The organism is Terriglobia bacterium, assembly GCA_020073205.1.
Taxonomy (GTDB): Bacteria; Acidobacteriota; Polarisedimenticolia; order Polarisedimenticolales; family JAIQFR01; genus JAIQFR01.
This window is the reverse complement of the sequence record JAIQFR010000051.1, coordinates 22207-29576: the sequence shown is the minus strand read 5'-3', so window position 1 is coordinate 29576 and position 7370 is coordinate 22207. Positions and strand designations below refer to the sequence as shown.

The window sequence follows — 7370 nt, the reverse complement described above, 5'->3', positions numbered from 1 at the left end:
CGCATCCTGTCCATCCGGGTGAACATCATCCGCAAGGCCGGGTCGAGGGTGATCGCGAGGATCGCCGCGATCGCCATGGCGAGGTTCTTGGTGTAGGCCAGGGGCTTGAACAGCCGCCCCTCCTGGTCCACGAGGGTGAAGATCGGCATGAACGCGACGGCGATCACGAGCAAGGAGAAGAAGACCGACGGTCCCACTTCCTTCAGGGCGTTGAGGCGAATCAGGTGGTAATCTCCCATGCGGCCCCCGGCCTCCCAGAGCTGCAGCTTCTTGTACGCGTTCTCCACCTCCACGATGGCGCCGTCCACGAGGACGCCGATGCTCATCGCGATTCCCGCGAGCGACATGATGTTGGACGTCACTCCCATGAAGTACATCGGGATGAAGGCGAGGAACACGGAGACCGGGATCGTCACGATCGGGATGATCGCCGACGGGATGTGCCAGAGGAACACGAGGATCACGAGGCTCACGATGGCCATCTCGAGGAGGAGCTCTTCCTTCAGATTGGAGATGGACCGCTCGATGAGGTCGGAACGATCGTAGGTCGAGACGAGACCGACGCCTTCCGGCAACGACGGCCGCACCTCCTCGATCTTCTTCTTCACCCGCTCGATGACGTTCAGGGCGTTTTCGCCCTGTCGCATCACGACGATCCCGCCCACCGTGTCGCCGACCCCGTCGAGGTCCACCACGCCCCGCCGGATGTCGGGGCCGAGGACCACCCGCCCGACGTCTCGCACCAGGATCGGCGTGCCTTTCCCGTTGTCGCCGACGACGATCGCCTCGAAATCGTCGATGGACCTCGCGTACCCTCGCCCGCGCACCATGTACTCGGCGCCGGTGAACTCCACCAAGCGGCCGCCCACGTCGCTGTTCCCCTGGCGGATCGCGTCGATGACCTTCTGGATCGGAATCTTGTAGGCCAGCAGTCGGGTCGGATCGAGGTTGATCTGGTACTGCTTCTGGAAGCCCCCGATGGAGGCCACCTCGGCCACCCCGGGCACGCTCTGGAGCCAGGTCCTCAGGTACCAGTCCTGGAACGACCGCAGCTCCGCGAGGTCGTGCCGGCCCGATCGGTCCACGAGAGCGTACTGGTAGACCCAGCCGACGCCCGTGGCGTCCGGGCCCAGCTCGGTCCGCACCCCTTCCGGCAGCTGCGGGAGGATCTTGTTGAGGTACTCGAGCGTCCGGCTTCTAGCCCAGTAGATGTCGGTCCCGTCTTCGAAGATCAGGTAGACGTAGGAGAAACCGAAATCCGAGAAGCCGCGAATGGACTTCACCTTCGGCGCACCCAGGAGCGCCGTGATGATCGGGTAGGTGACCTGGTCCTCCATGACGTCCGGACCACGGTCCCAGCGGGAGTAGATGATCACCTGCGTGTCGGAGAGATCGGGGATCGCGTCGAGCGGGACGCTCCTCATGGCGTGGACCGCCATGACCACGGCCACCGCGGCGAGGATCAGCACGACGAACTTGTTCCTCGCCGCGAACTCGATGATCCGTTCGACCATGAAAGCAATCCTAGTGCTTGTGCGGCTGGGGCTCAGGCGTCGTCGAGTTGGCGGCCATGGCCGCGAGGGCGGCCTTGAGCTTGGACTCGGAATCCACGAAGAAGTTCGCGGACGTCAGGACCTTCTCTCCCGGCGCGAGCCCATCGAGCACCTCGTAGCTGTCCGGTAGCCGCAAGCCGATCTTGAGGTCCCGCGGCTCGAAGGTGCCGTCCCCCTGATCCACGAAGGCGATGCTGCGGGTGCCGGTGTCCATGACCGCGCTCGCGGGGACCGCCGTCCGTTCGCCGAGATCCGCGCTCAGCGTCACCTCCGCGTACATGTCGGGCTTCAGCGTGAGGCCCGGGTTCGGGACCTCGATCCGGACTTGTGCCGTTCGCGTCGCGGCGTCGAGAACCGGGTACACGAACGCGACACGTCCCTCGATCGTCTTGTCCGGAAGGTACGCGAGCTTTAGGGTCGCCTTTTGCCCCAGGCGGACGAACGGCAGCTCGTACTCGTAGACGGACGCCAGGATCCAGACTCTCGAGAGGTCCGCCATCTTCAGGAGCTCCGTCTGCGTCTCGATCCTCTGGCCCTCGGTCACCTGGCGCTCCAGGATCGTTCCCGAGATCGGCGCGTAGAGCGTCACGGTGCGCCGAGCACGACCCGATTGCTCGACCTCGCGGATCTGGCCATCGGAGAGGTCGAAGAGCTCCAGGCGCCGGCGGGCGCTCGCCACCAGCTCGTCGCCGGAACTGGCCACCGATGGAATGCTGCTTCCGGCCGTCCGCTTCCGAGCCTCCAGGGCGACCAGGTATTCCTGCTGGGAGGCGAGCAGCTCGGGACTGAAGATGTCCACCAGCGGTTCGTCCTTGCGGACCACCTCGCCCGTCGCGTTGGCGTAGAGCTTCTCGACGTAGCCGGAGATCTTCGTGTGGACCTGTCTGAGGTTCGTCTCATCGTAGGTCACGTGGCCGACCGTTCGGAGGGTCCGCAGAAACCGGGCCCGCACGACGTCGGATGTCCGGACCCCGATGAGCTGCTGCTTCCGCGTCGTCATGCGAACGGTGGCCAGTCCCGGTACCGCGGGGGCCGCTCGCGGCGCCGTTTCCTCCGATTCCACCGGGACCCTCTCCATGCCCATGGAGTCCTTGCCCGGCTGATCCGAAACCTCGCTCGGGTTCATGGTGGACCGCCAGAGGGTCCTCTTCTTCGGGTCGGGGGCCGGTGCCGCCGCCGGGTCTTCTTCCATGGGGACGAGACGCATCCCGCAGATGGAGCAATCGCCGGGCCTCTCGGACACCACCGTCGGGTGCATCGGGCAGTGGTACCTGGCGACGCCGGCTCTCGCGGCGGCGCCCCCTTCTCCCGTCGAAAGGTGAGGGACCCCCAGCCACCCCGCACCGGCCGCGGCGATGAGGGCAACCGCTCCGAGAACCACGAGGACGCGTCGCTCACTCATGCGCATCTCCTGGAGCGCCGGCCGCCGGGTCGCCCGGCAGGACGTACTCGGCTCCGGTGAGCGGCTCCAACGCGGCCAACGCCCTTATCTTGTCCGCGTGCAGCATCTCGAGGTCGCTCTCGTAGCCGAGAAACGCGCGGAAGTCCTCGATGAGCGTGACGAATTCCGCCCGGCCGGCGGAATAGGCCGCCGCAGCCGCATCGAGCGAGCTGCGCGCCAAGGGCAGCGTGCCTTCCCGAATCAGGCGCGTCTGCTCGGATGCCCGGTCGGCTCGGGCGAGCAGGTCCCGGACCTCCGCGAGGAGCGTGACGTTGCGGTGGTCCAGGTCCCGCTCCGTGGCCTTGAGGTCATACTCGGACTGGACAATGGCTTCTTTCTGCTTGCGGTTCTTGTATAGCGGCAGCCGGATCCCGAACATCCCCATGACCATCGGGTCGAGGGATCCTCGGTCGACGTATCCCGCACCCCACATGAAGTCGGGCTTCGTGTTTCTCTTTGCGAGGCTCACGCGGTTCTCGTCCCTGCGAGTCGCTGCACGAAGCGCGGCAAGCTCCGGAGATCGATCCAGCGCGGCTTTTTCGGCGGAAGCGGGGTCGGGGCTGTCGCCGCCGGGAGCGGCGACAGCCACGCCGAGCGGCGCGTTGTCGGGAGAACCGAGAAGGGCGTTGAGCGCTGCCGCCGCACTGCGCCGCTCCTGGGCCAGACCGGCCAGCTCGACATCGACCCGAGTCAACTCGGTCTGCGCCTTGAGAACGTTCTCCAGGATACCCTGCCCGGTCTCCTGGCGAACCCTCGCCGCCTCGCGGAAGGTCGCGAGCAGCTTCCGGCTCTCTTCGAGAATCGAGGTCGTTCGGTCGATCCGGTAGAGATCGGCGTAGGCCACCTTCACCGCAGCCCGCAGGCGCAACCGCGTCGCCTCGAGTGTCCCGCTCGAGACATCGACCTCCGCCCGCGCCACGTCGCCCGCGAGGCGCAGCTTGCCCGGAAAGGGCACCTCTTGGGTCCAGGAGAAGGCCAAGTTCGACATGTCGCGCGAGCCCAGGGTGAGCGCGGTGAGCGTTTCGTTCGTGTAGGACACACTTGCCGTCGGATCCGGATACGCCTCCAACTGGGACGGGACGTGCTTGAGCGCCTCGACTCTGGCCTGCGCGGCCAGGATCTCCGGGTTCGAGGCGTCGGCCCGGTCGAGCAAGTCCGCGAGGTCCAAGATCGCGGAGGCCGCTCTTGCGGAAGACGCCGCGAATCCCAGCGCAGCCGCAACGATCAGAAGCGAGATCATCAGCTTGCGCATTCGGGGCTCCCCTAGTGGATCTCGCTCTGCAGATCGGCGAAGGTCCTGATCGTACCGCCGTGCTGGCGGGCGAACGTCTCGGCCTTGGCGCTCGAGCCGAACGCGAGCAGGCTGGGAAGGCAGCGGTCGTAGACCGTCTTCATGCAGCAGCCACGCTCGTCCCGCGGCGGAGAACCGGCGGAGGCCGTACACGGCGCGACCTCGCTTCCCTCGACGTAGAAGGCAAGCGTCGCGTCAATCCGGCCCGCGGTGTCGAAATCTCGGACGGCGAGCGAGGCCACCGGCGGGTGGGCGCCGGCGAGGTAGTGAAGGGCGCAGCGAGGGCAGCAGGTCTGGACCACGGTCCCGTCCTGATGTCGCACGTCGAAGGAGAGATTGCGGCACTCGGCCCGGCCGCATTGCTCGCAGACCTTCGCCTGGGTGGAGCAAGCCGCCGTCACCGCCGCGAGCGTGACGGTCAACAGCAAACGACAGGTCATCGGGAGCAAAAGCCTCTGCATTGCGACCTCCGGGACACCACGGAAGGTCTGCATCCGTCGTGCCACGCTGATTCGGGGCTGTTGTCCGCGAATGGACGCGCGGCCGATCTTCGGATCGTCCGACCTGCCACAGTGGCTGTCTGAAATGCTACACCCGAATCCGCGAGGGGTCCGTCCCTCAGCCGAGGCCGAACTTCTTGAGGCGGTAGATCAGCGTCTGGCGCGAGATTCCGAGGAACCGCGCCGCGCGGGTCTGGTTCCCCTGCGAGCGGCGGAGGGACTCGACGAGGAGGCCCTTCTCGACCTCTTCCAGCGAGATGCCGTCCGGCGGGATGTCCAGGCGGACCCGACCGAAGGTCGGGAGGTCGGCGAGGAGCGCCTCGGGAAGGTCGGCCTCGGACACGGAAGGCTCCCGCGAAAGGACGAGGAGCCGCTCGACGACGTTCTCGAGCTCGCGGACGTTCCCGGGCCAGGGATAGCGGTCGAATCGATCGAGGACCTCCGGTTCGAACTTCGGAATCGGCCTGCCGTGACGCTTCGCGTGCTTCAGCAGGAAGTGCTCCACGAGGAGCGGGATGTCTTCGCGGCGCTCGCGAAGGGGAGGGAGGAGCAGGGGAACGACGTTCAGCCGGTAGTAGAGATCCTCCCGGAACGCCCCCTCCTTGACCCGCGCCTCGAGATCGGCGTGGGTCGCGGCCACCAAGCGGACGTCGACGCGCACGGGGGAGGGCGCGCCGACCTTGTCCACCTCCCCCTCCTGCAGCGCACGGAGAAGTCGGGGCTGGACCGGAAGGGGCAGCTCGGCGACCTCGTCGAGGAAGAGCGTCCCCCCCGAAGCGGTCTCGAATTTTCCCCTGCGGTCCTCGGTGGCGCCGGTGAACGATCCGCGGCGATGGCCGAACAGCTCGGATTCCACGAGTCCCTCGGGAATCGCGGCGCAGTTCACCACCGCGAAGGGGCCGTCCTTCCGCCGCGACCGGAGGTGGATCGCCTTCGCCGCGAGCTCCTTCCCCGTGCCGCTCTCTCCCAGGAGCAGGACCGTCGCGTCGGAGTCCGCGGCGAGGGCCAGGTCGGACATCACGCGGCGCAGCGGCGAGGACGTTCCGACGATGCTCTCGAAGCCGCCGTGCTCCTGGACCGCCGCCCTGAGACGTCGGTTCTCGTCCCGAAGTCCGACGAACTCCAGTGCACGGCGGATCGACACGAGGAGTCGGTCCCGGGTGAAGGGCTTCTCCAGGAAATCCAGGGCGCCGAGCTGCATCGCGCGCACGGCGGTTGCGACGTCCCCGTGGGCGGTGATCACGATCGCCGCGGTGTCGGGGCGCAGCATCCTCGCGCGATCCACGAGCGTGATCCCGTCCATCCCCGGCATGAGGACGTCGGTGAGTAGGAGATCGAACGGCTCGCGCCGGAGGGTCTCGATGGCCTGCTCGCCGGTCTCGGCCCCGACCACGGCGTACCCCGCCTCGCCGAGCTGGTATTCGACCACGCGGCGCAAGCTCGGGTCGTCGTCGACCAGGAGGACCCGCGCCTGCGATCCCTCCTTCACGCGAGGCCCCGGGGAGCGGCGGGAAGGGCGAGGCGGAATCGCGCTCCGCCGTCGTCGGCGGACTCGGCGGTCAGGTGCCCGCCGTGGCTCTCGGCGATCCGGCGGGAGATCGCGAGCCCGAGCCCGGTCCCGCCGGGCCTCGTCGAGAAGAAGGGCTCGAAGATCCGCTCGACGGGTCCCTCGGGCAGCCCGTTTCCGTGGTCGCGCAAGACGATCTCGACCGACCCGGACCGCACGGCGGTGTCCACCTCGAGCGGTCCGCCGCTCGGCATCGACTGGATGCCGTTCAGCAGGAGGTTCACCATCGCCTGCTGAACCTGGCCGGGATCGGCGAGCGCCCGCGGGAGGTCGGGTGCGAGGCGAAGCTCGATCCGGACGGAGGCGCGGGCGGCGGTCTTGGCGAGCAGGTCCACGGCGGAGCGCACCGCCTCGTTCACGTCGAGGGGGCGCGGTGCCGGAGGATCGGGCCGGGCGAAATCGAGGTACTTTCCGGCGATGCCGGTGAGGCGGTCGATCTCCTTCCGCAAGATCTCCACGAACTCCCGACGGGGGTGGGTGGGCGGGTAGTCCACCTCGAGGATCTCGACCGCGCCGCCGATCGCGCCGAGAGGATTCCGAACCTCGTGGGCCATGCCCGCGGCGAGCATGCCGAGCGAGGCGAGACGGTCGGCGCGGCGGAGGGTCCCGACCGATTCCTCGAGATCGTGGAGGGCGCGGTCGCGCTCGGCGGCGGTCGCCTCGGCGTCCCGGCGGAGGGCTCGCTCCCGATCGGAGAGAGCGCCCGCGATCACCGCCACCACAGCGAACATCGCGAGCTCCAGCGCCTGGCTCATCTGGTAGGCGGCGTCGTGAGCCCAGTGCACGACGATGTGCGGAGCGTAGAGCACGGCACACCCGGCCGCCGCCACGAGTCCGCCGCGGAGCCCGAACCAGGCGCAGGCCAGGAGGATCGGAATGTAGTAGAGCCTCTGGTAGAGATTGTGGAGGAGGGTGTGCCGGGGGTCGGTGGCGTAATGGGCGAGCGTGACGGCCGCAGCCGCTCCCGCGACGACCGCTTCCCTGGCGCGTCGGACGAAACGCCGGTCGTCCTTCAATC

6 protein-coding genes are annotated in these 7370 nt (G+C 67.9%); all 6 read right to left on the bottom strand.

Annotated elements, in window-relative coordinates; all coding sequences use genetic code 11:
* A partial coding sequence (locus LAO51_11975) for an efflux RND transporter permease subunit (GenBank protein MBZ5639454.1) occupies window positions 1-1514 on the bottom strand: 1514 nt, incomplete at its 3' end.
* Window positions 1515-1524: 10 nt separating this feature from the next.
* Window positions 1525-2955 (bottom strand): efflux RND transporter periplasmic adaptor subunit, encoded by a 1431-nt coding sequence (locus LAO51_11970; protein MBZ5639453.1) that lies wholly within the window; start codon window positions 2953-2955, stop codon window positions 1525-1527.
* Window positions 2948-4246: a TolC family protein gene (locus tag LAO51_11965; GenBank protein ID MBZ5639452.1), complete on the bottom strand. Its 1299-nt coding sequence runs from the start codon at window positions 4244-4246 to the stop codon at window positions 2948-2950. The genes LAO51_11970 and LAO51_11965 overlap by 8 nt, the downstream gene beginning before the upstream one ends.
* An 11-nt stretch (window positions 4247-4257) precedes the next feature.
* A complete protein-coding gene (locus LAO51_11960; protein ID MBZ5639451.1) occupies window positions 4258-4746 on the bottom strand; it encodes a nitrous oxide reductase accessory protein NosL in 489 nt (162 codons plus the stop codon).
* 157 nt (window positions 4747-4903) lie between these two features.
* Window positions 4904-6274: a sigma-54 dependent transcriptional regulator gene (locus LAO51_11955; protein ID MBZ5639450.1), complete on the bottom strand. Its 1371-nt coding sequence runs from the start codon at window positions 6272-6274 to the stop codon at window positions 4904-4906.
* Window positions 6271-7368, bottom strand: a complete 1098-nt coding sequence (locus LAO51_11950; protein ID MBZ5639449.1) for a DUF4118 domain-containing protein — start codon at window positions 7366-7368, stop codon at window positions 6271-6273. The genes LAO51_11955 and LAO51_11950 overlap by 4 nt, the downstream gene beginning before the upstream one ends.
* Between the last annotated feature and the right edge of the window lie 2 nt (window positions 7369-7370).